The organism is Falsiroseomonas bella (genome assembly GCF_003173615.1).
Lineage (GTDB): Bacteria > Pseudomonadota > Alphaproteobacteria > Acetobacterales > Acetobacteraceae > Falsiroseomonas > Falsiroseomonas bella.
The window spans coordinates 205,124-231,233 of record NZ_QGNA01000006.1; the positions used below are offsets into that span (position 1 = coordinate 205,124).

Here is a 26,110-nt window from a genome sequence, read left to right on the forward strand (position 1 = left end):
GGCCGGCTGTCCCGCCCGGGCCGCACCGGAACGCAGGACATCGCTTGCCATGGCTGACGCAGCGCCCGACGCCGACAGCTTCGACTATGTCATCGTGGGCTCCGGCGCCGCGGGATCCGTGCTGGCGAACCGGCTCTCCGCCGATCCCGGCGTGACCGTCTGCATGCTCGAGGCCGGGCCGCCCGACCGCAACCCGTGGATCCATGTCCCGGCCGGCTTCGTGAAGACGCTGAAGGACCCCTCCGTCACCTGGCAGTTCCGCACCGAGCCGACGGCGAACACCGGCGGCCGCCGCATCCCGACCATCCAGGGCCGCACGCTCGGCGGCGGCTCCTCGGTGAACGGCATGATCTACAATCGCGGCCAGCCGGCCGATCTCGACAGCTGGGCGCAGCGCGGCAACCGCGGCTGGGGCTATGCCGACTGCCTCCCCTACTACCGCCGCAGCGAGAACCGCATCGGCCTCTGCGACGAGACGCGCGGGCAGAACGAGGGCGCGATCCCGGTCACCGACATGGACTGGATCCACCCGATCTCCGAGGCCTTCATCGCGGGCTGCGTCGGCCTCGGCATCCCGCGCGCGCGCGACTACAATTGCGGCGACCAGGCGGGGGTGGGGTATTACCAGCGCACCATCCGCAACGGGCGGCGCATCTCCGCGGCGGTCGCGTTCCTCAAGCCTGCGATGACGCGGAAGAACCTCGAGGTGCGCACCAATGCGCGCGCCAGCCGCATCCTTTTCGAGGGCAAGCGCGCGGTCGGCATCCGCTACCTCGGCGCGCGTGACGCGGCGCCGAGGGAGGTGCGGGCGCGGCGCGAGGTGATCCTCTCGGCCGGCACGGTGAACACCGCGCGGCTGATGCAGGTCTCGGGCGTCGGGCCGGCAGATCTGCTGGCCCGGCTCGGCGTCGAGGTGGTGCACGAGCTGCCTGTGGGCCTCAACTTCCGCGACCACTACGCCTCGCGCTTCGTGATGCGGGCGAAGCCCGGCGTCGACACGCTGAACGAGCTCTCACGCGGGCTGAAGCTCGGCGCGCAGATCGCGCGCTGGGCGACCGGGCGGCCGAACATCCTCGCCACCACGCCGTCCCATGTGCATGTCTTCTGGAAGAGCTTCGAGGGGCTGGACCAGCCCGACCTGCAATGCGTCTTCACGCCCGGCTCCTACGCCGAAGGCAAGGTCTACATCCTCGACGACTATCCCGGCGTCACCTGCGGCGCCTGGCAGCACCGGCCGGAAAGCACGGGCTGGGTGAGGGCGCGCAGCACGGACGTGTTCGAGGACCCGGAGATCAACCCGAACTACCTCTCGGATCCGATGGATGTGCGCGTGCACCTGGCGGGCATGCGCCTGGTGCGGCGGATGCTGAACACGCCGGAACTCGGCCGCTACCTGGAGCGCGAGACGCTGCCCGGCCCGCAGGTGCAGAGCGACGACGAACTGCTCGACTTCGCGAAGCGCAATGCAAGCACGACATACCACCTGATCGGCACCTGCCGCATGGGCCCGGCGACCGACCCGAGCACGGTGGTGAACGACCGGCTGCTGGTGCATGGGATGGAGGGGCTGCGCATCGTGGACGCCTCGATCATGCCGAGCATGCCCTCCGCCAACACCTATGCCACGACGCTGATGATCGCCGAGAAGGCCGCCGACTTCATCCGCGGCCGCGAGATCGCCGAGCACGCCGCATGAGCGGCAAGGTCGCACTCGTCACCGGTTCCGGCCGCGGCATCGGGCTGGCCACGACGCGGCGCTTCCTCGCGGAAGGCTGGCGCGTCGCGCTGCTCGATATCGACGGCGAGCTGCTCGGCCATGCGATGGCGGAACTCGCGCGGCCCGCCGACACGCTGGCGCTGCATTGCGACGTGGCCGACGCCACGGCCGTCGGGGCGGCCGTGCGCCGCGCGCATGCGCATTTCGGGCGCCTCGACGCGCTGGTGAACAATGCCGGCACGGCGGTGTTCAAGCCGATCCTCGAGACGACGCCCGAGGAATGGAACCGCGTGCTCGCCGTGAACCTCACCGGCCCCTTCCTCGCCACCCAGGCCGCGGCGCCGCTCATGGCGGAGGGCGGCGGCGGGGCGGTGGTGAACATCACCTCCATCTCCGGCCTGCGCGCCTCCACGCTGCGTGTCGCCTACGGCACCAGCAAGGCCGGTCTCGCGCATCTGACGAAGCAGCAGGCGGTGGAGCTCGGTGCGCTTGGCATCCGCGTGAATGCTGTCGCGCCCGGTCCGGTGGACACCGCCATGGCCAAGGCGGTGCACACGCCCGAGATCCGCAAGGACTATCACGACACCATCCCGCTGAATCGCTACGGGCTGGAGGAGGAGTTGGCCGAGGCGATCTTCTTCCTGTGCAGCGACCGCGCAAGCTACCTGACCGGCCAGGTGATCGCGGTGGATGGCGGCTTCGACGCCACCGGCATCGGCCTGCCGACCCTGCGCGCCGCGCGACGCAACCTCTGAGAAGGACGGCCGGCCATGGACACGCCGATCTTCATGCTCATGGCCGACGGGCCCGACCGCGTCGCGCCTTTCAGCCACGCCGTCCGCTGCGGGCCCTGGTTGCTGGTGACCGGCCAGATGCCGACCGATCCCGCCGACAGCCACCTTCCGCTCCCCGACGGCGTCGAGGCGCAGACGCGGCAGGTGATGCGCAACCTGGAACGCGTGCTGCAGGGCGCCGGCTATGCGCTATCGGACGTTGTGCAGGCCCGGGTCTACCTCACGCAGTTCGAGCGCGACTACGAGGCGATGAACCGCACCTACGCGTCCTTGTTCCCGCCAGATCGCCTGCCCGCCCGCACCTGCATCGGCGTCACGGGCCTGGCGCGCGGAGCGCTGGTGGAGATCGACCTCGTCGCCTGGAAGCCAAGCTGACCGGTTTCAGCGCGCCGCCTTCTGGATGTTCCAGGCGATGATGATCCCCGGCATGGAGAGCACGCCCGAAAGCCGCGGCGTATGCGCTGCCGGCAGGTACCACTGCCCATACGGCACGTAGGGCACAAGGCGATACGCGCTGGTCTGCAGCTCGTCCAGGATGCGACGGCGCTCCTCCGCTGTCGCGGCATAGGGGAAGGCGTCGATCAGCGCCTGGTGCGCCGCGTCGCAGGGCCAGCCGGGCCAGGCGCGCTCGCAGCTGGCCTGCATCGGGACATTGCCGACCGGGTCGCTGGCGCCGAGGCCGTTCCAGAAGGTCAGGCCGATATGCCAGCCGCCCTCGCTCGGCGGGCGACGATTGGCGCGGCGCCCGGCCATGGAGGCGAAGTCCATCGCCTGCACATCGGTGCGGAAACCCACGCGCTGCATCTGCTGCGCCAGCACCAGTGTCGCGGCATGCACGAAGGGATTGTCGGTCGGGTCCATGATGACGATCGGCGATCCGTCATAGCCGCTCTCGCGCAGCAGCTGCCGCGCACGCTCCTGCGCCGCCGGCGAGCCGAGGCCCTGCGGCACGCCGGCATTCGTCTCCTGCGGCGAACCGCAGACGAAGAAGGCGTGGCAGACCTGGTACAGTGCCGGGTCCGGGAACATCGCCTGCAGGATCTCTTCCTGGTTCACCAGCAGCATCAGCGCCTGCCGCGCGCGGGGATCGTTGAAGGGCGGGTGGATGTGGTTCATGCGGATCATGCCGGGCGCACCCAGCGTGTTGATCCGCACCAGCCGCATCCCGCGCCGCTGCAGCATCGGCAGGAAGTCCACGCCCGGGCTCTCCACGAAGTCGAGCTCGCCCTGGATCAGCGCCAGCACGGCCGTCTGGGCATTGGCGATGTTGAGCCACTCCACGCGGTCCACATGCGCGACCTTGCCGCCCGCCGTGCCGGAAGCCGGCTCGCTGCGCGGCACGTAGTTCGGGTTCCGGCGATACACCACGCGGCTGCCCGGCACCCATTCCGAGCGCTCGAAGATGAAGGGGCCGCTGCCGATCGTCTCGGTGATGGCGGTGAAGGGATCCGTCGCGGCGATGCGCGCCGGCATGATCGCCGGCATGTTGCCCGCCGGCTTGGAGAGGGCATCCAGCATCAGCGCGTAGGGGCGCCGCAGCGTCCAGACCACCGTCTTGCCATCCGGCTCGGCCGCCAGGCTCGCCGTAATCGCCATGATCTGCCGCCCATGCGGATCGCGCGCGCCCCAACGGCGCAGCGAGGCCACCACATCCGCTGCCGTCACCGGCGCGCCGTCGTGGAACGCCAGGCCGTCGCGCAGCGTGAAGCGCCAGGTTAGCGCATCGGCCGAGACACTGTGCGTGGCGACCATCTGCGGCTGCGGCCGCTGCTCGGCATCGCGGCCGAAGAGCTGATCGTAGATCATGTGGGCATGGCTCTGCACCACGCCCGCGGTCGTGTTGATCGGATCGAGCGTCTGCAGGTCGGCGTTCGGCACCATGCGCAGCACGCGGTCGGGCGAGGTGGTCTGCGCCGTCGCAGCGCCGCCGAGCGATGCCAAGCCGAGCGCGAGGCCGAGCCCGAGGGCCCGCAGCTTCCGAAACGTCATCCGTGTTTCTCCCGATCGGCCGAACCAGGCCGGCCGGAATTATGTAACGATCGTTCCAGATCGTCGCAAGCGTAACCTGCCCGCCACCCCCGGCGAAGCGGCGTGTGAAGACCGAGGGGAATGCGACCATGGCCGAGGCGAACGCCGGTTTCCCGACTGACGCGAAACGCCCGCTGTTGCGCGAGGGCGTGCTGCATGCCGATCTCTGCGTGATCGGCGCCGGGTCCGGTGGCCTGTCGGTCGCCGCCGGGGCCGTGCAGATGGGCGCCTCCGTCGTGCTGATCGAGAAGCACCGGATGGGGGGCGACTGCCTCAACACCGGCTGCGTGCCCTCCAAGGCGCTGCTCGCCGCGGCCCATGCGGCGCAGGTGGTGCGCAGCAGCGGCCGCTTCGGCGTCAACGGACACGAGCCGGCGGTGGAATTCGCAAAGGTGCACGCGCATGTGCACGGCGTCATCGCCGCGATCGCCCCGCATGACTCGGTCGAGCGCTTCGAGGGCCTCGGCGTCACGGTCATCCGCGCCGCCGCCCGCTTCACCGGCCCCCAGGAGGTCGAGGCCGGTGACCAGCGCATTCGGGCCCGCCGCTTCATCGTCGCCACCGGCTCCTCCGCCGCCGTGCCGCCGGTGCCGGGGCTTGCCGAGACGCCTTACCTCACCAATGAATCCGTCTTCGACCTCACCGACCGGCCCGATCACCTGCTGGTGCTCGGCGGCGGCCCGATCGGCATCGAGATGGCGCAGGCCTTCCGGCGCCTCGGCGCGCAGGTGACGGTGCTGGAACGTGCCGGCATCCTGCCGAAGGACGAGCCCGAGGCGGTCGCGATCCTCCGCACCGTGCTGCGGCGCGAGGGCATCGTGCTGCATGAGGGCGCGCAGATCGCCGCGGTCCGGCGCGCCGCGAACGGCGTCGAGGTCGAGCTCGGCGACGGCACCCGCATCGCCGGCTCGCATCTGCTGGTGGCCGCCGGGCGGCGGCCCAATCTGCAGGGGCTCGGGCTTGAGCAGGCGGGGATCGCGACGACGCCGCGCGGCATCACCGTGGATGCCGGGCTGCGCACGACGAACCGGCGCGTCTTCGCCATCGGCGATGTCGCCGGCGGGCCGCAATTCACCCACATCGCCGGCTACCACGCCGGCATCGTGATCCGGAACGCGCTGTTCGGCCTGCCCGCGAAGGTGGACTACGCGGCGCTGCCTTGGGTGACCTATGCCGATCCCGAGTTGGCCCATGTCGGGCTGACGGAAGCCGAGGCGCGCACTGCAGGGCACCCCGTGACCATCCTCGGCCAGGACCTTGCGGGCAACGACCGCGCCCAGGCGGAGGCCGCGACGGAGGGGCTCATCAAGGTCGTGCTCGGCAAAGGCGGGCGCATCCTGGGCGCCACCATCGTCGCGCCGCGTGCTGGCGAGATGATCGGCCTCTGGGGGCTCGCGATCCAGAAGCGGCTGAAGATCGGCGCCATCGCCTGCTCGCTCGCGCCCTATCCGACCATGTCCGAGATCTCGAAGCGCGCCGCCGGCGGCTTCTACACGCCCACCCTGTTCGGTTCGCGCACGCGCCGGCTTGTCGGGCTGATTCAGCGCTTCCTGCCGTGAGGACCCTGCCGATGAACTTCCGCAAGCTGCTGGCGGATCGCCGGCTCTGGATCGCCGCCGGAGCGGTCGCGTTTCTGCTGGTCGCGCGCGCCAGCGGCCTCGGCGAGGTCCTTTCGCTCGATACGCTCGCTCGTAACCGGGAGGCGCTGTCGGACTTCGTCGCGGCGCATTTCGCACTCGCCGCGCTGGCCTATGTCGGCATCTATGCCGCGGCGGTCGCCTTCTCCTTCCCCGGGGCGCTGTTCCTGACGCTCCGCGGCACGCCGCCGCCGATCCCGATGCGGCGCTGGATGCGCTGCTTGGCCGCTACGTGCGCGATCATGCCGATGGCGTGACGCGCCTGCGCTATGCCGCCTGGAAGGCCAGCGGGCCCGACCTCGCGGTGCTGGATGGCTGGATCGCGCAGGCGGCCGCGCGCACGCCATCGGCGATGCCGCGCGCCGTAGCCTTCGCGCACTGGGCCAACCTCTACAACGCGCTGACCCTGAAGGTGGTGCTGCAGCGCTATCCGGTGCGCTCGATCCGCGACATCCGATCGACCGGCGTCGGGCTCGACCCGCGCCAGTTCATCGGGCCCTGGCGCACGCGCCTGGTCACGGTCGAGGGACGCCCGCTCTCGCTCGACGACATCGAGCACGAGATCATGCGCCCGACCTTCCGCGATCCGCGCGTCCACTACGCGGTGAACTGCGCATCCATCGGCTGCCCGAACCTGTGGCCGCGCGCCTGGCGCGCCGCGACGCTGGAGCGCGAGCTGGATGCCGCCGCCGCCGCCTTCGTGAACCATCCGCGCGGCGCGACCGTACTGGCCGATGGCAGGCTGCGCGTCTCCTCCCTCTATGCCTGGTTCCGCGAGGATTTCGGCGGCAGCGATGCGGGCGTCGTCACGCATCTGCGCCGCCACGCCACGGCTGCGCTCGCCGCCCGCCTTGCTGCCGGGACACCAGCGATCGCCGAGAACGCCTATGACTGGGCGCTGAACGACGGATCCACCGCCGCATGAGGACCCTGATGAATCGCCGCTCCATCCTCCATGTCGCGCTCGCCGTGCCGTTGCTGGCGCGCCCGGCGCTGGCCCAGGGCGCCCCGATCCGCTTCGCGGTCGGGCCCTTCCAGCCGACCGCGGGCGACACCCGCCGCGCCTTCGCGCCCTTCTTCGCCCACCTTGCCCAGGCGGTCGGGCGGCCGCATGAGCTGGCCGTCACCACCGACTGGGCCGGCATCGCCGTCGCGCTCGGCAGCGGCCAGGCGGATTGCGCCTGGATGGGCCCCTGGGGCTATGTGCTGGCCAAGGCGCGCGCGGGGGCGGAGGCGACGGCGACCGTGCTCTACCAGGGCCGCCCGACCTACCATGCCATCATCCTCGCGCGCCCCGAGCTGACTATCGCCCGCTTCCCGCAAGATGCGCGGGGCATGAGCATCTCCTTCGCCGATGCCGGCTCGACCAGCGGCTGGCTGATCCCACATCACTGGTTCATGACGCAGGGCATCGATCCGCGCAGCTCCTTCCGCTATCGCGACGGCGCCAGCCATGCGGCCAACGTCATCTCCGTCGCGTCCGGGCAGGTGGACCTCGCCACGGACTTCGACCGCAACCTTGCTGCCATGATCGCCGCGGGCCGCGTGCGGGAGGACCAGGTGAAGGTCGTCTGGCGCAGCGCCCCCTTGCCGAACGACGCGCTGGCCGCCCGGCGCGAGCTCGACCCCGGGCTGAAGGCCGCGCTGTCCCAGGCGGCGCTGGCCATTCATGCGGCGACGGCGGCGCAGGTGATGCCGCCCAACTACACCGGCTGGGTCGCCGCGACGGCCGAGACCTACGCGCCGATTGAGGCCGCCGGCCGCGCGCTCGGGCGGCTTTCGCAGAGCTGATGCGCCGCGCCGCCTGGATCGCCTGTTTCGTTGCGGTGCAGGCGGCCTGCATCTGGGTTGTGCAGCCCGACCTCGCGCGGCTCTGGGCCGGGCTGCCACGCCTCGCCGGTTGGATCGCCGGCGGATTTCCGCTGGATTTCTCCGGCTTCGGGGACATCGCGCAGCGCGCGGCGGAGACGGTGGCGCTGGCGACGCTCGGGACCACCGTCGCCGCCTTCCTGGCGTTGCCGCTTGCGCTGCTCGCCGCGCGCCCGTCCTGCCCCTGGATGCCGCTCTATCATCCGGTGCGCACGCTTCTGGATGCGCTGCGCGGCGTGGACGGCTTCGTCTTCGCGCTGATCTTCGTCGCCGCCGTCGGCCTCGGCCCCTTCGCCGGGATGCTCGGCGTGGCGCTGCACTCCGCGGGCAGTCTCGGCAAGCTCTGGTCCGAAGCCTGGGAGGCCGCGGACCCCGCGCCGATGGAGGCCGCGCGCAGCGCAGGCGCGGGCCGCGCCCAGGCCGCCTCAGTCGTACTGCTCCCGGAGACGCTGCCGCAGACCGCCTCCGCCACGCTCTATGTCTGGGAGTTCAACATCCGCGCCTCCACCGTGCTCGGCCTGGTCGGCGCCGGCGGCATCGGGCAGGAGCTGAAGAACGCCGTGGACCTGCTCGACTTCAACCGCGTGCTCGCGATCCTGGCCGTGATCGTGGCGTTGACGCTTGCCGCGGACCGCATCTCCGCGGCGCTGCGCCGGCGGCTGCTGTGATGCTGCAGGCGCGACCGGGCCTGGTGGTGCGCGGCCTCGACGTGACGCTGGGTGGACGGCCGGTGCTGCGCGGCGTCTCGCTGGATGTCGCGCCGGGCGAGGTGGTCGCGCTCGCCGGCCTCTCCGGCTCGGGCAAGACCACGCTCCTGCGCGCCATCGCCGGGCTGCTGCCGGCGGAAAGGGGCGACGTGATCGCCACCGCCCGGCCGGCGCTGGTGTTCCAGCAGCACGCGCTGGCCAGCCGGCTCACCGCCCGCGACAACGTGCTGGTCGGCGCGCTCGGCCGCATCGGCTTCTGGCGCGCCGCCTTGCGCCTCTGGCCGCGCGCCGAGGTCGCGGCGGCGGAAGCCTGCCTGGAGCAGGTCGGGCTTGTCGGCCTGGGCGGCCGGCGCGGGGATCGGCTGTCCGGTGGTCAGCGCCAGCGGGTGGCGATCGCGCGCGCACTGCTGCAGCGTTCCGCCGTGCTGTTGGCCGACGAGCCGGTGGCGAGCCTTGACCCGGAGACGGCCGAGGGCGTGCTGGCGCTGTTGCGCGACCTGGCACGGCGCGAGCGCCTGGTGGTGCTCGTCTCGCTGCACCAGCCGGATCTGGCCGCCCGCTTCGCCGACCGCCTGCTGCGTCTGGAGGATGGATGCCTGAGAACCGCGTGACGCGCATCGCGCTGGACGCCCCGCTGCTGGTCTTCGGCGGTCCCTATTCGAACCTGCAGGCGACAGAGGCGCTGCTGGCCGAGGCGGCGCGGCGCGGCATCGCGCCCGCCCGCATGCTCTGCACCGGCGACGTCGTCGCCTATGGCGCCGATGCGGCCGCCTGCTGCGACCTGGTGATGCGCAGCGGAATTGCCGTGCTGGCCGGCAATTGCGAGGAGAACCTGGCGTCCGGCGAGTCGGATTGCGGTTGCGGCTTCGAGGAAGGCACGCAATGCGACCTGCTCTCACGCGCCTGGTATGCCCATGCGGCGCGGCAGGTTACGCCGGCGCATCGTGCCTGGATGGCCGGCCTGCCGCGCCGCATCCTGCTCGACCTGCCGGATGGCAGGCGCCTTGCGGTGCTGCATGGCGGCGCCGCCGACATCAGCCGCTTCCTCTTCGCTTCCACGCCCGATGCCGTGCTGGAGGATGAGATGGCCGCCACCGGCTGCGCGGGCGTGATCGCCGGCCATTGCGGCATTCCCTTCGCGCGGCGCGTGGGGGAGGGGGTCTGGATCAATGCCGGCGCGATCGGCATGCCGGCCGATGACGGCACGCCGCGCGTCTGGTTCGCCCTGCTGACGCCGACGCCGGCGGGCCTGCGCGTCGAGATCCTGCCGCTCGACTACGACCACACCTCCGCCGCCGCAGCGATGCGCGCGGCGCGGCTGCCGGAAGGCTATGCGGCGGCGCTCGGCAGCGGCATCTGGCCCTCCTGCGACGTGCTGCCACCGGCAGAGCGCGCGAGGCGCGGCTACCCGTTGGCACCCGTCGCGCTCGACTGGCCTACACCGTGAGAAGCCGTCGCACCGCCGGCTCGTCCAGTTCCGCGGTCGCGCCGGCCATCGCCACCTCGCCCCGGACCATCACCACAATGCGGTCGGCAAGTTCGCGCGCGAAGTCGTAGTACTGCTCGACCAGCACCACCGCCATGCCGCGGTCGCGTGCCAGGTGGCGGATCACCCGCGCGATGTCCTTGATGACCGAGGGCTGGATGCCCTCGGTCGGCTCGTCGAGGATCAGCAGCCGCGGCCGGGCGCAGAGCGCGCGCCCGATGGCAAGCTGCTGCTGCTGCCCGCCCGAGAGATCGCCGCCACGCCGGCGCAGGAACTGTCGCAGGATGGGGAAGAGGTCGAAGATCTCGCCCGGCACGCTCTTCTGGCCGCGCGGCGCCGCGGCCAGCGCGGTCTCCAGGTTCTCCTGCACGGTCAGGAAGGGAAAGATCTCGCGCCCCTGCGGGACGTAGCCGATGCCGGCCCGCGCGCGCTCGGACGGCGCGAGCTGCGTGATGTCGTGGCCCTCCCAGGTGATCGTGCCGGATCTCACACTCTCCAGCCCGATGATCGCGCGCAGCAGCGAGGACTTACCGACCCCGTTGCGCCCCAGCACCGCCGTGACCTGCCCGGGCTCCGCCGCCATCGAGACACCGCGCAGGCAGCGGCTGGCGCCATAGAACAGGTCAATGTCGGAGACGTTCAGCACGGCCTAGCGCCCCAGATAGACTTCGATCACGCGCTCATCCTTCTGCACGTGGTCGATCGAGCCCTCGGAGAGCAGGCTGCCTTCGGCGAGCACGGTCACGCGGCAGTTCAGCGCACGCACGAAGTCCAGGTCGTGCTCCACCACCACCACGCTGCGCCGGCCGGCGATACCCGCCAGAAGCCGCGCAGTGTGCTCCGTCTCGGCATCCGTCATGCCGGCGACCGGCTCGTCCACCAGCAACAGGTCCGGGTCCTGCATCAGCAGCATCCCGATCTCAAGCCATTGCCGCTGCCCGTGGGAGAGGATCGCCGCCGGGTCCTGCGCGCGTTCCTCGAGCCCGATCTCCCGCAGCGTCGCCCCGATGCGCGACTTCGCCTCGCCGGTCAGCGCCCACCGAAGGCAGGGTAGCGGCCCGCGCGGCGCCTTCAGGGCGAGTTCCAGGTTCTCGAACACCGTCAGCGCATCGAAAACAGTCGGCTTCTGGAACTTGCGGCCGATGCCGAGATTGGCGATCGCCGCCTCGTCCAACCGCGTGAGGTCGGCATCACCGAAGCTGACCACGCCTTCCGTCGGGCGCGTCTTGCCGGTGATCACGTCCATCATCGTGGTCTTGCCTGCGCCGTTTGGCCCGATGACGGCGCGCAACTCCCCCGGCTCGACGATCAGCGCCAGATTGTTCAGCGCCCGGAAGCCGTCGAAGACGACCGAGACGCCATCGAGGTAGAGGCGCCGTCCCTTCACTTCGGCCCCCCTTGGCCGCGCCCCTGTACCAGCCCGATCAGCCCGCGTGGCAGGAGCAGCGTGACCAGCACGAAGAGCCCGCCGAGCACGAACAGCCAGAGATCGGGCGCCGTGCTGGTCAGCCAGGTCTTCAGGCCGTTCACGCTGAAGGCGCCGAGCACAGCGCCCACCAGCGTGCCGCGCCCGCCCACCGCCACCCAGACCACCGCCTCGATCGAGTTGCCCGGGCTGAACTCGGAGGGGTTGATGATGCCGACCTGTGGCACGTAGAGCGCGCCGGCCAGGCCCGCCATCATTGCCGAAAGGACGAAGGCGAAGAGCTTGTGCCGCGTCACGCCATAGCCGAGGAAGCGCACGCGGCTCTCGGCGTCGCGGATCGCGGTCAGCACCCGGCCGTATTTCGTGCCGGTGATCCAGCGGCAGAGCAGGTAGCAGCCGACCAGCGCCACAAGAGAGGCGTAGAACAGCGCGGCGCGCGCCGCAGTGGTAGACAGCGGCATGCCCAGCAACTCCTTGAAGTCGGTGAAGCCGTTGTTGCCGCCGAAGCCCATGTCGTTGCGGAAGAAGGCGAGCATCAGCGCGTAGGTCATCGCCTGCGTGATGATGGAGAGATAGACGCCGGTGATGCGGCTGCGGAAGCACAGCCAGCCCAGCACGAAGGCCACCAGCCCAGGCACCAGCAGCACCATCAGCATCGCGAAGGCGAAGCTGTCGAAGCCGAGCCAGTACCAGGGCAACTCCTGGTAGCCGAGGAACACCATGAAGTCCGGCAGCACCGGATGCCCATAGACGCCGCGCGGCCCGATCAGCCGCATCAGATGCATCCCCATCGCATAGCCGCCGAGCGCGAAGAAGGCGCCATGGCCGAGCGAGAGGATGCCCGCATAGCCCCAGGCGAGATCGAGCGAGAGGGCGAGGATCGCGTAGCAGATCCACTTGCCCGTCACGGAAACCAGGAAGTCCGAGACATGCAGCGCATGATCCTGCGGCAGCTGGTTCAGCACCGGCATTGCGGCAAGGACCAGCACCGCGCCGATGAGCACGGCGCGAAGTCCGATCCGCAGGCCGGAGGCGCGTGCGCCGGGAAGGGCGGTGACGCTCATGCCTCCGCCGCCCGTCCCTTCTGCGGGAACAGGCCGCGCGGCCGGCGCTGGATGAAGATCATCACGGCGACCAGCACGAAGACCTTGGCCAGCACCGCGCCGGCCCAGGGCTCCAGAACCTTGTTGATGATGCCGAGGCTGAACGCGCCGATGAGCGTGCCCGCCAGGCTGCCGACCCCGCCGAACACCACGACGAGAAAGCTGTCGATGATGTAGCCGGTGCCGAGATTGGGCGAGACGTTGTCGATCTGGCTCAGCGCCACGCCCGCGATGCCGGCGATGCCTGACCCGAAGGCGAATGTCAGCGCATCCACCCGTCCGGTGCGGATGCCCATGGAGGAGGCGATGGCGCGCCGCTGCGTCACGGCCCGCATCTCCAGCCCGAAGCGCGTGAAGCGGATCGCGGCCACCACCAGCGCCAGCACGACCAGGCTGAAGGCGAGGATCCAGAGGCGGTTCTGCGTCACGGCGATGTCGCCCGGCAGCATCAGCGTGCCCTGCATCCAGGCCGGGCTGATCACCTCGCGGTTCTGCGCGCCGAAGGTCAGGCGCACCGCCTGCTGGATCATCATGCCGACGCCGAAGGTCAGCAGCAGCGTCTCCAGCGGACGGCCGTAGAGATGGCGGATCAGGCCGCGTTCCATCGCCGCGCCGATCAGCGCGGTGACGAGGAAGGCCGCGGGCACGGCGAGCGGCAGCGACCAGGGCGCGAGCCAGGGAATGTCGCGCGTGAGGTCCTGCACCACCACGGTGGTGTAGGCGCCAAGCATGACGAACTCGCCATGCGCCATGTTGATCACGCCCATGACGCCGAAGGTCACGGCAAGGCCAAGCGCGGCCAAGAGCAGCACCGAGCCGAGCGAGAGCCCCTGAAACAGGGTCTCCGCCGCCTGGCGCAGTTGCAGGCGGCGATCGATCGCCGCCACCGCCGCCTCGATCTCCGGCAGCAGCGCGGCATTGGCGGCGCGGGCTTCAAGCAGCACCGCACGCGCCTCGGGCGAGGCGGAGGCGCCGAGTGCCGCGATGCCGGCGCGCTTCGCCTCCAGATCCTCGGACGCGAGGCGGGAGGCGCCGAGGGCGAGTTCCAGCCTCTCCCGGATGCGCGGCACCGCCTCGCGCGTGAGCGCCGCTTCCAGCAGCGGCAGATTCTCCGCGCTTCGCATGCGGAACACGCCCTCCGCCGCGGCAAGCCGCTCGGCGGGATCAGGCGAGACGATCTGCAGACGCCCGAGCGCGCCGCGCAAGGCGACGCGCACGCGATTGTTGATGTTGATGCGCGCGGGCTCCGCCTCGGGCCGTGGCACCGCCGCGCCGGTCGCGGCGTCGAGCAGCTGGTCGCCCTCGCGGATCAGCAGCCCGCCATCGGCACCGCGCAGCAGCCGCCCGTCGGCAAGCGCCCGCAGGACGGGCAGTGCGCGCGGGTCGCCCAGCGCGCCCAGACGCTCCACAGCCGTTGCCTGCGCGCCGAAGCCGCCGCCGAGACCCGGCAGGGCCTCGATCATCGCATCCTGCGCACGCGCCGGCAGCGCCAGCGCGAGCAGCAGAAGAAGAAGGAGAATTCGCTTCATGCGCCGGATGGCGGGCGGGGCAGGGGCCCCGCCCGCACCGCTCAGCCGCGGCGGCGGTTGGCGTTCTCGGGGATGAACTGCGACCAGTTCTCGGCCGGCACCGCGTTCGGCGTCTTCCAGACGATGTTGAACTGGCCGTCCGCCTGGATCTCGCCGATCATCACCGGCTTCGACAGGTGGTGGTTCGGCAGCATCTCCTCGGTGTAGCCGGCGGGCGCCGCGAACTTCTGGCCGATGACGGCCGGGCGCACCGCGTCCACCGCCGTCGTGCGGGCCTGTGTGACGGCCTGCGCCCACATGTTGAAGCCGGTGTAGGTGGCCTCCATCGGGTCGTTCGTCACGCGGCGTGGGTTCTTGATGTAGGCGCGCCAGAGGTTGAGGAACTCGGTGTTCGCCGGCGACTGCACCGACATGAAGTAGTTCCACGCCGCCAGGTGACCGACCAGCGGTCGCGTGTCGATGCCGGCCAGTTCCTCCTCGCCCACGCTGAAGGCGACGCAGGGAATGTCCTCGGCCTTGATGCCCTGGTTGCCGAGCTCGCGATAGAACGGGACGTTGGCGTCGCCGTTGATGGTGGAGACGATCGCGGTCTTCTTGCCCTCGGATGCGAAGCGCTTCACGCGGGCGACGATGCCCTGCCAGTCGCTGTGCCCGAAGGGGGTATATTCCTCCATGATGTCGGCATTGCCGATGCCCTTGGAGTTCAGGAAGCCGCGCAGGATGCGGTTGGTGGTGCGCGGATAGACATAGTCGGTCCCGAGCAGAGCGATGCGTTTCGCGCCGCCGCCGTCATCGGACATCAGGTATTCCACCGCCGGGATCGCCTGCTGGTTCGGCGCGGCGCCGGTGTAGAAGATGTTCTTGCTCTCCTCCTCGCCCTCGTACTGGACGGGGTAGAAGAGCATGCCGTTCAGCTCCTCGAAGACCGGCAGGACGGACTTCCGCGAGACCGAGGTCCAGCAGCCAAAGGTGACGTCCACGCGGTGCACCTGCAGCAACTCGCGCGCCTTCTCGGCAAACAGCGGCCAGTTGGAAGCCGGGTCCACCACCACCGCTTCCAGGCGCCGGCCCAGCAGGCCGCCCTTGCTGTTCTGGTGCTCCACCATCATCAGCACGGTGTCGCGCAGCGCTGTCTCGGAGATCGCCATCGTGCCCGACAGCGAATGCAGCACGCCGACTTTGATCGGTGCAGCCTGCGCCATGGATGGCTTGATTCCTGGCGCAGCCAGGGCGCCGGCGAAGCCGGCAAGAGCCGCGCGGCGCGTCAGCGTGAAGGATCGGGTCATCCGAATCGTGCCTCCTCTCGGGCATGGCCTGGCCGCGGCGTCTCGTAGGGCGCCCGCACCCGCCAAAAGGCTGTGCAGCGAATTGCGTGCCAGATGGGATGGCCCGCTTCAGGCCCCGTTTTCGCTCATCCGCGCAGGTTATGCCTGCGTAACGGGCGCTGGTTGCCTGCGTGGCCGCGCTCCCTGCCGCATTCCCGTGCACATGGTCGGCTCGTCATCTTCGCGGCCCTGATGCTGCGCGGTTCTCAGCCGGCGCGCATCGTGCAAGGCTTCCGCCGATGCCGCGCGACGTTCCGTCCCCGCCAGCCCATCAGCGCGCCCATGGCCGCGCCATGCTGCATGTGGCGGCCACATCCGGCGGCACGCGCATCGCCGATCTCTTCCAGGCGGCGCCGCTGCGCTGGCTGTTCCCGGATGTGGAGGCCGACGAGCCGAAGCCCGGCGCGCTGGTGAACGTCGCCGGCGGCCTGGCGGGCGGCGACAGCCTCGAGATCGCGCTGCACGTGGAAGCCGGGGCCGCCTTCACGGCCACCACGCCGGCCGCGGAGAAGCTGTATCGCAGCCTCGGCCCGTCCACCGTCATCCGCACGCAGGTGCAGGTCGCCGCCGGCGCGACCTGCGAATGGTTGCCGCAGGAGACGATCTTGTTCGACCAGGCGCGCCTCGATCGCCGGCTGACGCTGGATCTGGAGGCGGAATCCCGTCTGCTTGCCGCGGAACTGCTGGTGCTCGGCCGCGCCGCGCATGGCGAGCAGGTCTCGGGCGGGTCGGTGCTGGATGCCTGGCGCGTGCGGCGCGGCGGGCGCCTGATCTGGGCCGATGCGCTGCGCCTCGCCGATCCGTTCCGCGACGCGGCGGACCGCTTCGCGCTTGCCGGCGCGAATGCCGCGGCGACGCTGCTGCTGGCGGCGCCCGATGCCGCCGCGCATCGCGAGCTTGCGCGCGACTGCGCGGACGGCGCCGCAAGCCTCGTCGCGCCCGGCCTGCTGGTCGCACGCTGGCTCGGCGAGGCGGGGGCGGTGCGCAACGCGCTCGGCGCCGCGATCTGCCGCCTGCGCACCGCCGCTCTCGGTCACCCGCCGAGGCTGCCGAGGCTCTGGCGCACATGAGGCCTCCTGCGCCATGCTGGCGCGGAACGATCGAGGGCACGCGATGAACCTGACCCCGCGGGAGAAGGACAAGCTCCTGGTCGCGATGGCCGCGATGGTCGCGCGCCGCCGCCTGGAACGCGGCGTGAAGCTGAATCACCCGGAAGCCGTGGCGCTGATCACCGACTTCGTGGTGGAAGGCGCGCGCGACGGGCGCAGCGTCGCAGAGCTGATGCGGGAGGGTGCGAAGGTGATCACCCGCGCGCAGGTGATGGAGGGCGTGGCCGAGATGATCCACGAGATCCAGGTGGAAGCCACCTTCCCGGACGGCACGAAGCTCGTCACGGTCCACGAGCCGATCCGATGAGCGCGCCGATGATCCCGGGCGAGCTGTTCCCCGCCGACGGCGAGATCGAGCTGAATGCCGGGCGGCCCGTGACGGAGCTAGAGGTCGCCAACACCGGCGACCGCCCGGTGCAGGTCGGCAGCCATTACCACTTCGCCGAGACGAACCCGGCGCTGGCCTTCGATCGTGCGGTGGCGCGCGGCCAGCGCCTCGACATCGCGGCCGGCACGGCGGTGCGTTTCGAGCCGGGGCAGACGCGCACCGTGCGCCTCGTGCCCTTCGCCGGCGCGCGCATCGTGCACGGCTTCCGCGGCGAGACGGAAGGGAAGGTCTGATGCCCGCCCGCATTTCCCGCCGCGCCTATGCCGGCATGTATGGCCCTACCACCGGCGACCGCCTGCGCCTGGCCGACACCGACCTGATCATCGAAGTGGAGCGCGACCTCACCACCTATGGCGAGGAGGTGAAGTTCGGCGGCGGCAAGGTGATCCGCGACGGCATGGGCCAGTCGCAGGTCACGCGCGCCGCCGGCGCCATGGACACGGTGATCACCAATGCGCTGATCGTGGACCACACCGGCATCTACAAGGCCGATGTCGGGCTGAAGGACGGCCGCATCGCCGCCATCGGGAAGGCCGGCAATCCTGACACGCAGCCGGGCGTGACGATCGTCATCGGCCCGGGCACCGAGATCATCGCGGGCGAGGGCCGCATCCTGACGGCGGGCGGCATCGACCCGCATATCCATTTCATCTGCCCGCAGCAGATCGAGGACGCTCTGGCGTCGGGCATCACCACGATGTTCGGCGGCGGCACCGGCCCCGCGCATGGCACGCTCGCCACCACCTGCACGCCGGGCCCCTGGCACATCGCGCGCATGCTGCAGGCCGCGGAAGCCTTCCCGATGAACCTCGGCTTCCTCGGCAAGGGCAATGCGGCGCTACCGGATGCGCTGGAAGAACAGATCCGCGGCGGCGCCTGCGGCCTGAAGCTGCACGAGGACTGGGGCACCACGCCGAAGGCGATCGACACCTGCCTCGACGTCGCGGACCGCTTCGACATCCAGGTGGCGATCCACACGGACACGCTGAACGAGAGCGGCTTCGTGGACAGCACCATCGCGGCGGTCGGCGGGCGCACCATCCAGGCCTTCCACACGGAAGGCGCTGGCGGCGGCCATGCGCCGGACATCCTGCGCGTGGTTGGCGAGCCGAATTTCCTTCCGTCATCCACCAATCCGACGATGCCCTACACCGTGAACACGGTGGACGAGCATCTCGACATGCTGATGGTGTGCCATCACCTCGACCCGCGCATCCCGGAGGACATTGCCTTCGCCGAAAGCCGCATCCGCAAGGAGACCATCGCGGCGGAGGACATCCTGCACGACATCGGCGCGATCAGCATGATGTCCTCCGACAGCCAGGCGATGGGCCGCGTCGGCGAGGTGATCACCCGCACCTGGCAGACCGCGCACAAGATGAAGGTGCAGCGCGGGCGCCTGCCGGAGGAGACGGGCGAGAACGACAATCTCCGCGTGCGGCGCTACATCGCGAAATACACCATCAACCCCGCGCTGGCGCAGGGCATCGCGCTGCATGTCGGCAGCGTGGAGATCGGCAAGCTGGCCGACCTGGTGTTGTGGTCGCCCGCCTTCTTCGGCGCCAAGCCGGACTACGTGATCAAGTGCGGCACCATCGCCATGGTCCCGATGGGCGATCCCAACGCCTCCATTCCCACCCCGCAGCCGGTGCATTATCGCCCGATGTTCGGTGCTTTCGGCCGCGCCGGCCTGCTGAGCTCGGTCACCTTCGTCAGCCAGGCCGCGCATGAGGCCGGCATTGCGCAGGACCTCGGCCTGACGCGGCCCTTGCTGCCGGTCGGCGGCACGCGCGGCGGGCTGGGCAAGAAGGACATGGTCCTGAACAGCGCACTGCCGAAGATCGAGGTGGACCCGGAGACCTATGAGGTGCGCGCGGACGGCCAGTTGCTCGTCTGCGAGCCCGCCAAGGTGCTGCCGCTGGCGCAGCGCTACTTCCTGTTCTGAGGAGCACGATGGAGGAAAGCATTCCCCGTGCCACGGCCGTTGCGGCCGCCGGCGCCTGGCCCGAGACGGAGATGCGCGACACCGTCACGGTGGATTTCGACGATCGCTTCCGCCGCCGCAAGCTCTACACGGGCGAAGGCGGCCTCGCCTTCCTGCTCGACCTGCCGGAGGCGCAGGTGCTGCGCGAGGGCGACGGCCTTGCGCTCGCCTCCGGCGGCTATGTCCGCGTGAAGGCCGCGCCGGAGCCGCTGGTGGAGGTGACGGCCAGCGACCCACAGCATCTGCTGCGCCTCGCCTGGCATCTCGGAAACCGGCACCTGCCGGCCGAGATCGCGGGGACGCATATCCTGATCCGCCACGACCACGTGATCCTGCGCATGCTGGAAGGCCTGGGCGCGACGGTGCGCACGGTGGATGCGCCCTTCAATCCCGAGGGCGGCGCCTATGGCGAGCACAACCGCGCGCCCGGCCACCCGCACGGGCATCACCACCACGATCATCATCACGACCACGGGCACGATCACCATCACCATCACGATGGCTGCGACCACGACCACCACCACTGATGCCGCGCTCGCGCGGCTGATGGTGTGGCTGTCGCCGGCCTATCCGGTCGGCGCCTTCTCCTACAGCCACGGGCTTGAGACGGCGGTCGAGGAAGGCGCCGTCACGCGGCGGCACGAGCTGGTCGCCTATGTGGAGGCCGCGCTGTTGCGCGGCGCCGGCGCGGTGGATGCGGGCCTGCTCGCGCTGGCCTGGCGCGCGGCGGAGGCCGGCGCCGACGCGGCGCTGGACGAGATCGTGGAACTCGGCGCGGCCTGGCGCGGTACCGCGGAACTGGCGCTGGAAGCGATGCAGCCCGGCGCCGCCTTCGCCTCCGTCACCCTCGCCGCCTGGCCGGAGCCGCGCTTCGCCGCCTTCGCCGCGCGCCACCCCGGCCGGCTGACGCATGCTGTGGCCTTCGGTGCAGCCGCCGCCTGGCACGGCGTGCCGTTGCGCACCGCCTGCTTCGGCTGGCTCAACGCCTTCGCCGCCAACGTCGTCTCGGCTGGCGTTCGCCTGGTGCCGCTCGGCCAGACCGACGGGCAGATCGCGACCGCGGCGCTGCTGCCCGCCATCGCCGAGGCGACCGAGGCGGCGCTTGCGGTCGAGGACGCGGATGTGCTCGGCAGCGCCGCGCTCGCCATCGACCTCTTCTCCATGCGTCACGAGACGCAATACACGAGGCTGTTCAGATCATGAGTGGATCATCCGATCGTCGGATTCAGACCTCCGCGCACGACGTGCGCTCCGGCCATCCGACGAATGGACCCTTCCGCGTCGGCGTCGGCGGTCCCGTCGGCTCCGGCAAGACCGCGCTGGTGGACCGGCTGTGCAAATTCATGCGCGACGGCAACGAGGTCGCCGCCATCACCAACGACATCTACACCAAGGAAGACGCGGAATTCCTCACGCGCTCCGGCGCGCTCGCGCCCGAACGGATCATGGGCGTCGAGACCGGCGGTTGCCCCCACACGGCGATCCGAGAGGACGCGTCCATCAACCTCGCCGCCGTCGCGGAGATGTCGCAGCGCTTCCCGCAGCTCGAGATCCTGTTCATCGAGAGCGGCGGCGACAACCTCGCGGCCACCTTCAGCCCCGAGCTCGCGGACCTGACGATCTACGTCATCGATGTGAGCGCGGGCGACAAGATCCCGCGCAAGGGCGGGCCGGGCATCACGCGCTCGGACCTGCTGGTCATCAACAAGACGGATCTGGCGCCGCTGGTCGGCGCGGATCTCGGCGTCATGGACCGCGACGCGCGGAAGATGCGCGGGCAGCGGCCCTTCATGTTCACAAACCTCAAGGAGAACCGGGGCGTGGCCGAGATTGCATCCTTCATCCTCAAGGCGGGCGGGCTGACGTCCCGCAAGGCGGCGTGATGCGCGCGGCCGTCTTCCTGGCGGCGCTGCTGCTGCCGCTGCCGGCGCTGGCCCATCCCGGCGTGCATGGCGCGGGCGGCTTCGCTTCCGGCCTGATGCATCCTTTCGGCGGGCTGGATCATGTCGTCGCCATGGTCGCCGTCGGCCTGTGGGCCTCGGTGCTCGGCGGCCGCGCGCCGCTGCTGCTGCCTCTCGGCTTCCTGGTCGGCATGACGGCAGGCGGCGGGCTCGGCATGGCCGGCGTGGCGATCCCGCTGGTGGAGCCCGGCATCCTGGCCTCGATGGTCGTGCTCGGCGGCCTGGTGGCAATCCTGGCGCGCGTGCCGCTCGTCGTTGCGGTCGCCGTCGGCGCAGGCTTCGGCCTGCTGCATGGCCATGCGCATGGGACCGAGATGGTCGGCAGCGCGCTCGGCAACGCCATCGGCTTCCTGCTGGCGACCGCGGCGTTGCATGGCGCTGGCCTGCTGGCAGGTCGCGTTGCGGGCGGGGTCGGTTCGATGCTTGTGCCGCGCCTCGCCGGCGCGGTCGGGGCCGCGGCGGGCATTGCGCTGATGCTCGCCTGAAGCACGCGCGGCTTTCGCGCCAAGGCGTGAAGGCCGCGCATCCTGTTGCCCCAAAATCGCCTTCATGCGTGAGATGTAACCGGCACGCCGCTTGCTCTGCCGTTGTTCGGCTTCACGAACGGGGACGGTAGGACGCATGAAAACCACTCGCCGCAAGGCCCTTCTGGGCGCGCTCGCCGCGCCTTCCCTTGCGCTCCTGCCGCGGGCCTCGCTCGCCCAGGGCGCAGCGCGCGAGGTGCGCGTGGGATTCACGCAGGATGCGCTGACCCTCGATCCCGCGAACCACCGCAACCGCGAGACCGAGACCATCATCCGCAACATGCATGATGGCCTGCTCACCCGCGACGCGCAGATGCGCATCCAGCCGGAGATCGCCGAGGCGATCACCGCCGTGGACCCGAAGACCTACGACGTCCGTATCCGCCAGGGCATCCGCTTCCATTCCGGCGATCCCCTGACCGCGGAGGATATCGCCTTCAACATCCAGCGTCTGGTGAAGCCGAACGCCATGGGCGGCCAGACCAGCCCGCGCAAGAGCCTGCTCGGTCCGGTGGAGGATGCAAGCGTGCGGGATGCACGCACGGTGCGCCTGCACATGGCTGAGCCCTGGGCGCTGCTGCGCGCCATGCTGCCCTTCCAGGAGATGGTCAACCCGCGCCAGGTTCAGCGCGTCGGCCAGGACGGCATGCAGACCCGCCCCGATGGCTGCGGCCCCTACAAACTGGTGGACTGGCGCCGCGGCGAGGCCATCATCATGGAACGCTTCGCGGAATACTATGGCGGCTCGCCGGAGATCCCGGTCGCCGGCCCCGCGCAGGTGGACCGCGTGATCTTCCGTGTCCTGCCCGAGAATTCCTCCCGCGTCGCCGCGCTGCTGGCCGGCGAGGTGGACATCATCAACGACCTGCCGCCCTCGGCCATGCGGCAGGTTGAGGCCAGCCGCAACGCGCAGGTGATGAAGGTGAACGGCACGCGCACCTTCTTCGTCTCGCTCAACCTTGCCAAGAAGCCTTTCGACGATGTGCGCGTTCGCCGTGCGCTGAACCACGCGCTCGACAAGAACGTCATCATCTCCCGCGTGCTGGCGAACACCGCGACTCCGCTGCGCGGCGTGATGAGCCCGGACGCCTTCGGCTTCAACCCGGACCTGCCCGAATACGCCCATAACCTGGACCGCGCGAAGGCGCTGCTGGCCGAGGCCGGCGTCGCGCAGGGCACGGAGATGGTGATCGACACCACCGGCGCCACGCGGGAGATCGCGGAGGCGATCGCGGCCCTGCTCTCCCGCACCGGCCTGCGCGTGCGCGCGCAGGTCTGGGAAGGCGCGGTGCTCAGCCCGATGTGGCAGAACGCGGAGCGTCGCAAGGATCGCGACATGTATCTCACGTCCTGGGGCAACGGCGCGCTCGATCCCTCGGACATCATGGTGCCGACGCTGAAGACTGGCGGCCGCGGCAACTCCGCCGGCTTCTCCAACGCCGAGGTGGACCGCCTGCTCGACGCCGCGGAGACCGAGGTGGACCAGGAGAAGCGGCGCGAGGGCTATCTGCGCGCGCAGCAGATCGTCAGCGAGCAGGCGCCCTGGATCTTCCTGTGGCTGCCGCAGGACATCTACGGCGTCTCCCGCCGCATCGCCGGCTGGCAGCCCCAGGCCGACAGCCGCATCAACCTGCATCGGGTGCGGATCGCCGGGTGAGCTTTTCCCGAGTCCTCGAAAGGCTCGTCCAGCTTCCGATCGTCCTGCTCGGCGTCAGCGTCATCGTCTTCGGAATGATGGCGCTGACGCCGGGCGATCCCGTGGAGATCATGCTCGCCGACCAGCGGGCGACCGAGGAGCAGGCGGCATCGCTGCGCCGCGACCTCGGCCTCGATCGCCCGATCGCCGAGCGCTTCGTGGTCTTCCTGGGCAATGCTGCGACGGGCGATTTCGGCATCTCCTTCTTCCACCGCCGCCCCGTCTTCGAGGTGATTGCGGAACGCCTGCCCGCGACGATCGAGCTCACCCTGGTCGCACTGCTAGTGGCGGTGCTCGTCGCGGTGCCGCTCGGCGTCGCAGCCGCCGTGAAGCGGGACTCGTGGCTCGACCGGGCGCTGTCGGCCATCTCGCTGTTCGGCGTCTCCCTGCCGGGATTCTGGTTCGGGATCCTGCTGATCCTGCTGTTTGCCGTGCATCTCGGCTGGTTCCCCGTCGGCGGGCGCATCCCCTTCGGTGCCGAAGTGCCGCGCCTCACGGGTTTCCTGCTGATCGACACGCTGGCAGCCGGCCGCCCCGACGCCTTCCTCCGCGCCCTGTCGCATCTCGCGCTGCCCGCCATCACCCTCGGCCTGCCGACGGCCGCGCTTCTCGCGCGCGTGATCCGCAGCGCCATGGCGGAGGTGCTGGCGACCGATTACGTCCTCTTCGCCGAGGCGAAGGGCCTGTCGCGCCGGCGCGTGCTGTTCCTGCATGCGCTGAAGAACGCGCTGATCCCCGCGGTGACGGTGCTGGCGATCGAGACCGGATCCCTGCTCGGCGGCAACATGATCGTGGAGACGGTGTTCGGCTGGCCCGGCCTCGGCCGGCTGGTGGTGGAGAGCATCTTCGCCCGAAATTACCCTCTCGTGCAGGCCGCTGTGCTGCTCTACGCCGTCACCTATGTGTTGCTGAATTTCTGCGCCGACCTGCTCTACGCCGCGCTCAACCCGAAGGTGCGGCTGTGAGCGCGTCCGTCGCGGAGCCGCCGCCGCTTTCCCCCACCGCGCTCGCCCTGCGCCGCCTGGCGGGCAATCGCACCGCGGTGGCGGCGAGCCTCGTCGTGCTGCTCTTCGTCCTGCTCGCCGTCTTCGCCCCCTGGATCGCACCGCATGATCCGGCGGATGCCGATCTGTTCCGCCGCCTCTGCGCCCCGGCCTGGGCGGCGGAAAACACCGAGCCCGGCTACTGGCTCGGCTGCGATGCGCTCGGCCGCGACATCCTCTCGCGGCTGATCCATGGCGCGCGCGTCTCGCTCTCCGTCGCCGCGCTCGTCGTCTGCATCGCCGCGGTGATCGGCACGCTGGCCGGCCTCGCCGCGGGCTATCTGCGGGGCTGGACGGACACCATCGTCTCGCGCCTGGTGGATACGCTGCTCGGCTTCCCCTACCTCGTCTTCGCAATCGGACTGATGGCGATGATGGGGCCGGGCCTGCACAACATCGTGCTCGCCCTGGTGCTGAAGGAATGGGTCTTCACCTGCCGGGTGGTGCGCGGCGAGACGCTGGCCGCGCGCGAGCAGGACTATGTCGAGGCCGCGCGTGCCCTCGGCTGCACGCCGCGCCACATCATGCTGCGGGAGATCCTGCCGAACGTCCTCTCGCCCGTTCTGGTCGTCGCGACCTTCCGCATGGCCTATGTGATCATCATGGAGGCCTCGCTTTCCTTCCTCGGCCTCGGCGTGCAGCCGCCGATGCCGAGCTGGGGCTCGATGGTGGCGGATGGGCGCGATTTCCTGGTGGATGCCTGGTGGGTCTCGACGCTGCCGGGGATCTGCATCCTCGCGCTGGTTCTTTCCATCAACCTTGCCAGCCAGGGCATGCGCGACGCCTTCGATCCGCGCCTGCACCAGTCGTCGTGAGCGCCCCGCTTCTTTCTGTGCGCGGCCTGCGCACGGTGTTTCCCACGCGGCGTGGCCCGCTCGCGGCCGCCGACGGCGTGGATTTCGACATCGCGGAGGGCGAGGCGCTCGGCGTCGTCGGTGAGAGCGGCTCCGGCAAGTCCGTCACCTTCCTCTCCGTCCTCGGCCTCGTGCGCCCGCCTGGCAAGGTGGAACGTGGGGAAATCCTGTTCGGGGGCCGCGACCTGCGCCATCTCTCGCCGAATGAGCTGCGCGCTTTGCGCGGCCGCATGGTCGCGCTGGCCATGCAGGATGCGCTTTCCGCGCTGAATCCCGCGCTCACCATCGGCACCCAGATCGTCGAGACACTGCGCGCCCACGCCATCCCGGGCGATCCGCGCGCCGAGGCCGTGCGCCTGCTGACCCGCGTCGGCATCCCGGATGCGGCGCGGCGGCTCGGCGACTATCCGCACCAGTTCTCTGGCGGCATGCGCCAGCGCGCGATGATCGCCATCTCCCTCGCCGCCCGACCGCGTCTGCTCGTGGCCGACGAGCCGACCACGGCGCTGGATGTCACCATCCGCGCGCAGGTGCTCGACCTGCTGGACGAGCTGCGCGCCGAGCAGGGACTCGCGGTGGCCATGATCACGCATGACCTCGCCGTCGTCGCGGAACGCTGCCCGCGGGTGATGGTGATGTATGCCGGCCAGGTGGTGGAGACCGGCCCGACCGCCGAGGTCATCGCCCAGCCGCGCCATCCTTATACGCGCGGCCTGATGGACAGCCTGCCGCGGCTCGAGGATCCCGACCGGCCGTTGCACGCGATCCCCGGCCAGGTCCCGGATCTCGCCACGGTGGATGCCGGCTGCCGCTACCGCAATCGCTGTGCGCTGGCCGTCGCGGCGTGCGCCGAGCCTGTCGCGCTGGCGCCGGCGGGGGATGCGCGCCTCTCGCGCTGCATCCGCGCGGCGGAGGTCTCGCCGTGACCCC

General features: G+C 70.5%; 28 protein-coding genes. 22 read left to right on the forward strand and 6 right to left on the reverse strand.

Translation table 11 applies throughout. The features are described 5' to 3' along the window. The first annotated feature begins 49 nt into the window (after window positions 1-49). The 3 genes from DFH01_RS24345 to DFH01_RS24355 are packed head-to-tail and all read left to right on the forward strand — an operon-like array spanning window position 50 to window position 2,886. Window positions 50-1,696: a GMC family oxidoreductase gene (locus DFH01_RS24345; protein ID WP_109873112.1), complete on the forward strand. Its 1,647-nt coding sequence runs from the start codon at window positions 50-52 to the stop codon at window positions 1,694-1,696. Further along, entirely contained in the window at window positions 1,693-2,472 is a 780-nt protein-coding gene (locus DFH01_RS24350) for an SDR family NAD(P)-dependent oxidoreductase (protein ID WP_109873113.1), read from the forward strand. Before DFH01_RS24345 ends, DFH01_RS24350 begins: the two co-directional genes overlap by 4 nt. Window positions 2,473-2,487: 15 nt before the next feature. After that, window positions 2,488-2,886 carry a RidA family protein gene (locus DFH01_RS24355; protein WP_109873114.1) on the forward strand — a complete coding sequence of 133 codons (399 nt, stop codon included), beginning with the start codon at window positions 2,488-2,490 and terminating at the stop codon, window positions 2,884-2,886. Window positions 2,887-2,892: 6 nt separating this feature from the next. On the opposite strand, the gene DFH01_RS24360 is transcribed toward DFH01_RS24355, so the two are convergent. Further along, window positions 2,893-4,500: an ABC transporter substrate-binding protein gene (locus DFH01_RS24360; protein ID WP_109873115.1), complete on the reverse strand. Its 1,608-nt coding sequence runs from the start codon at window positions 4,498-4,500 to the stop codon at window positions 2,893-2,895. A gap of 128 nt (window positions 4,501-4,628) precedes the next feature. Between DFH01_RS24360 and DFH01_RS24365 the strand changes: the two genes are divergently transcribed. Genes DFH01_RS24365 through DFH01_RS24395 form a run of 7 tightly spaced genes read left to right on the forward strand, consistent with a single transcriptional unit; the run spans window position 4,629 to window position 10,199 of the window. Next, entirely contained in the window at window positions 4,629-6,098 is a 1,470-nt protein-coding gene (locus DFH01_RS24365; protein ID WP_109873116.1) for a dihydrolipoyl dehydrogenase family protein, read from the forward strand. 11 nt (window positions 6,099-6,109) lie between these two features. Continuing rightward, the gene (locus DFH01_RS24370) at window positions 6,110-6,433 is read left to right on the forward strand and encodes a hypothetical protein (RefSeq protein ID WP_109873117.1); all 324 of its coding nucleotides are present in this window, start codon (window positions 6,110-6,112) and stop codon (window positions 6,431-6,433) included. Further along, window positions 6,430-7,101, forward strand: coding sequence for a DUF547 domain-containing protein (locus DFH01_RS24375; RefSeq protein WP_146217139.1), 672 nt, complete (start codon window positions 6,430-6,432; stop codon window positions 7,099-7,101). The genes DFH01_RS24370 and DFH01_RS24375 overlap by 4 nt, the downstream gene beginning before the upstream one ends. After that, window positions 7,098-7,967 carry a phosphate/phosphite/phosphonate ABC transporter substrate-binding protein gene (locus tag DFH01_RS24380; RefSeq protein ID WP_109873119.1) on the forward strand — a complete coding sequence of 290 codons (870 nt, stop codon included), beginning with the start codon at window positions 7,098-7,100 and terminating at the stop codon, window positions 7,965-7,967. Before DFH01_RS24375 ends, DFH01_RS24380 begins: the two co-directional genes overlap by 4 nt. Next, complete coding sequence (phnE, locus tag DFH01_RS24385; RefSeq protein WP_109873120.1) at window positions 7,967-8,713, forward strand: phosphonate ABC transporter, permease protein PhnE; 747 nt, start codon at window positions 7,967-7,969, stop codon at window positions 8,711-8,713. Before DFH01_RS24380 ends, phnE begins: the two co-directional genes overlap by 1 nt. Further along, window positions 8,713-9,363 (forward strand): phosphonate ABC transporter ATP-binding protein, encoded by a 651-nt coding sequence (locus tag DFH01_RS24390; RefSeq protein WP_109873225.1) that lies wholly within the window; start codon window positions 8,713-8,715, stop codon window positions 9,361-9,363. Before phnE ends, DFH01_RS24390 begins: the two co-directional genes overlap by 1 nt. Further along, a complete protein-coding gene (locus DFH01_RS24395; RefSeq protein ID WP_109873121.1) occupies window positions 9,345-10,199 on the forward strand; it encodes a metallophosphoesterase family protein in 855 nt (284 codons plus the stop codon). The genes DFH01_RS24390 and DFH01_RS24395 overlap by 19 nt, the downstream gene beginning before the upstream one ends. Here the strand turns inward: DFH01_RS24395 and urtE are convergent. Genes urtE through urtA form a run of 5 tightly spaced genes read right to left on the reverse strand, consistent with a single transcriptional unit; the run spans window position 10,189 to window position 15,582 of the window. Continuing rightward, window positions 10,189-10,884, reverse strand: coding sequence for an urea ABC transporter ATP-binding subunit UrtE (urtE, locus tag DFH01_RS24400; RefSeq protein WP_109873122.1), 696 nt, complete (start codon window positions 10,882-10,884; stop codon window positions 10,189-10,191). The genes DFH01_RS24395 and urtE overlap by 11 nt on opposite strands. Window positions 10,885-10,887: 3 nt before the next feature. Next, on the reverse strand, window positions 10,888-11,625 hold the full coding sequence (gene urtD / locus DFH01_RS24405) for an urea ABC transporter ATP-binding protein UrtD (protein ID WP_109873123.1): 738 nt from the start codon (window positions 11,623-11,625) through the stop codon (window positions 10,888-10,890). Continuing rightward, window positions 11,622-12,728, reverse strand: a complete 1,107-nt coding sequence (gene urtC / locus DFH01_RS24410) for an urea ABC transporter permease subunit UrtC (protein ID WP_109873124.1) — start codon at window positions 12,726-12,728, stop codon at window positions 11,622-11,624. Before urtC ends, urtD begins: the two co-directional genes overlap by 4 nt. Continuing rightward, window positions 12,725-14,296, reverse strand: a complete 1,572-nt coding sequence (gene urtB, locus DFH01_RS24415) for an urea ABC transporter permease subunit UrtB (RefSeq protein WP_109873125.1) — start codon at window positions 14,294-14,296, stop codon at window positions 12,725-12,727. The genes urtC and urtB overlap by 4 nt, the downstream gene beginning before the upstream one ends. Window positions 14,297-14,337: 41 nt before the next feature. Further along, a complete protein-coding gene (gene urtA / locus DFH01_RS24420; RefSeq protein ID WP_109873126.1) occupies window positions 14,338-15,582 on the reverse strand; it encodes an urea ABC transporter substrate-binding protein in 1,245 nt (414 codons plus the stop codon). A gap of 332 nt (window positions 15,583-15,914) precedes the next feature. Between urtA and DFH01_RS24425 the strand changes: the two genes are divergently transcribed. The 12 genes from DFH01_RS24425 (at window position 15,915) to DFH01_RS24480 (ending at window position 26,106) form a co-directional block, all read left to right on the forward strand. Next, a complete protein-coding gene (locus tag DFH01_RS24425) occupies window positions 15,915-16,691 on the forward strand; it encodes an urease accessory protein UreD (protein ID WP_109873127.1) in 777 nt (258 codons plus the stop codon). 43 nt (window positions 16,692-16,734) lie between these two features. Beyond that, window positions 16,735-17,037: an urease subunit gamma gene (locus DFH01_RS24430; RefSeq protein WP_109873226.1), complete on the forward strand. Its 303-nt coding sequence runs from the start codon at window positions 16,735-16,737 to the stop codon at window positions 17,035-17,037. Between the two features lie 8 nt (window positions 17,038-17,045). Next, window positions 17,046-17,351 carry an urease subunit beta gene (locus DFH01_RS24435; RefSeq protein WP_109873227.1) on the forward strand — a complete coding sequence of 102 codons (306 nt, stop codon included), beginning with the start codon at window positions 17,046-17,048 and terminating at the stop codon, window positions 17,349-17,351. After that, the gene (gene ureC, locus DFH01_RS24440) at window positions 17,351-19,063 is read left to right on the forward strand and encodes an urease subunit alpha (protein ID WP_109873128.1); all 1,713 of its coding nucleotides are present in this window, start codon (window positions 17,351-17,353) and stop codon (window positions 19,061-19,063) included. The genes DFH01_RS24435 and ureC overlap by 1 nt, the downstream gene beginning before the upstream one ends. A gap of 8 nt (window positions 19,064-19,071) precedes the next feature. After that, on the forward strand, window positions 19,072-19,629 hold the full coding sequence (locus DFH01_RS24445) for an urease accessory protein UreE (protein WP_109873129.1): 558 nt from the start codon (window positions 19,072-19,074) through the stop codon (window positions 19,627-19,629). 19 nt (window positions 19,630-19,648) lie between these two features. Beyond that, window positions 19,649-20,305 (forward strand): urease accessory protein UreF, encoded by a 657-nt coding sequence (locus tag DFH01_RS24450; RefSeq protein WP_332903298.1) that lies wholly within the window; start codon window positions 19,649-19,651, stop codon window positions 20,303-20,305. Then, a complete protein-coding gene (gene ureG / locus DFH01_RS24455) occupies window positions 20,302-20,985 on the forward strand; it encodes an urease accessory protein UreG (protein WP_109873131.1) in 684 nt (227 codons plus the stop codon). The genes DFH01_RS24450 and ureG overlap by 4 nt, the downstream gene beginning before the upstream one ends. Beyond that, window positions 20,985-21,548, forward strand: coding sequence for a HupE/UreJ family protein (locus DFH01_RS24460; protein WP_109873132.1), 564 nt, complete (start codon window positions 20,985-20,987; stop codon window positions 21,546-21,548). The genes ureG and DFH01_RS24460 overlap by 1 nt, the downstream gene beginning before the upstream one ends. Before the next feature lie 136 nt (window positions 21,549-21,684). Beyond that, on the forward strand, window positions 21,685-23,244 hold the full coding sequence (locus DFH01_RS24465) for an ABC transporter substrate-binding protein (RefSeq protein WP_109873133.1): 1,560 nt from the start codon (window positions 21,685-21,687) through the stop codon (window positions 23,242-23,244). Next, entirely contained in the window at window positions 23,241-24,248 is a 1,008-nt protein-coding gene (locus DFH01_RS24470) for an ABC transporter permease (protein WP_109873134.1), read from the forward strand. The genes DFH01_RS24465 and DFH01_RS24470 overlap by 4 nt, the downstream gene beginning before the upstream one ends. After that, window positions 24,245-25,141 (forward strand): ABC transporter permease, encoded by an 897-nt coding sequence (locus DFH01_RS24475; protein WP_109873135.1) that lies wholly within the window; start codon window positions 24,245-24,247, stop codon window positions 25,139-25,141. The genes DFH01_RS24470 and DFH01_RS24475 overlap by 4 nt, the downstream gene beginning before the upstream one ends. After that, a complete protein-coding gene (locus DFH01_RS24480) occupies window positions 25,138-26,106 on the forward strand; it encodes an ABC transporter ATP-binding protein (protein ID WP_109873136.1) in 969 nt (322 codons plus the stop codon). Before DFH01_RS24475 ends, DFH01_RS24480 begins: the two co-directional genes overlap by 4 nt. Window positions 26,107-26,110: the final 4 nt, after the last annotated feature.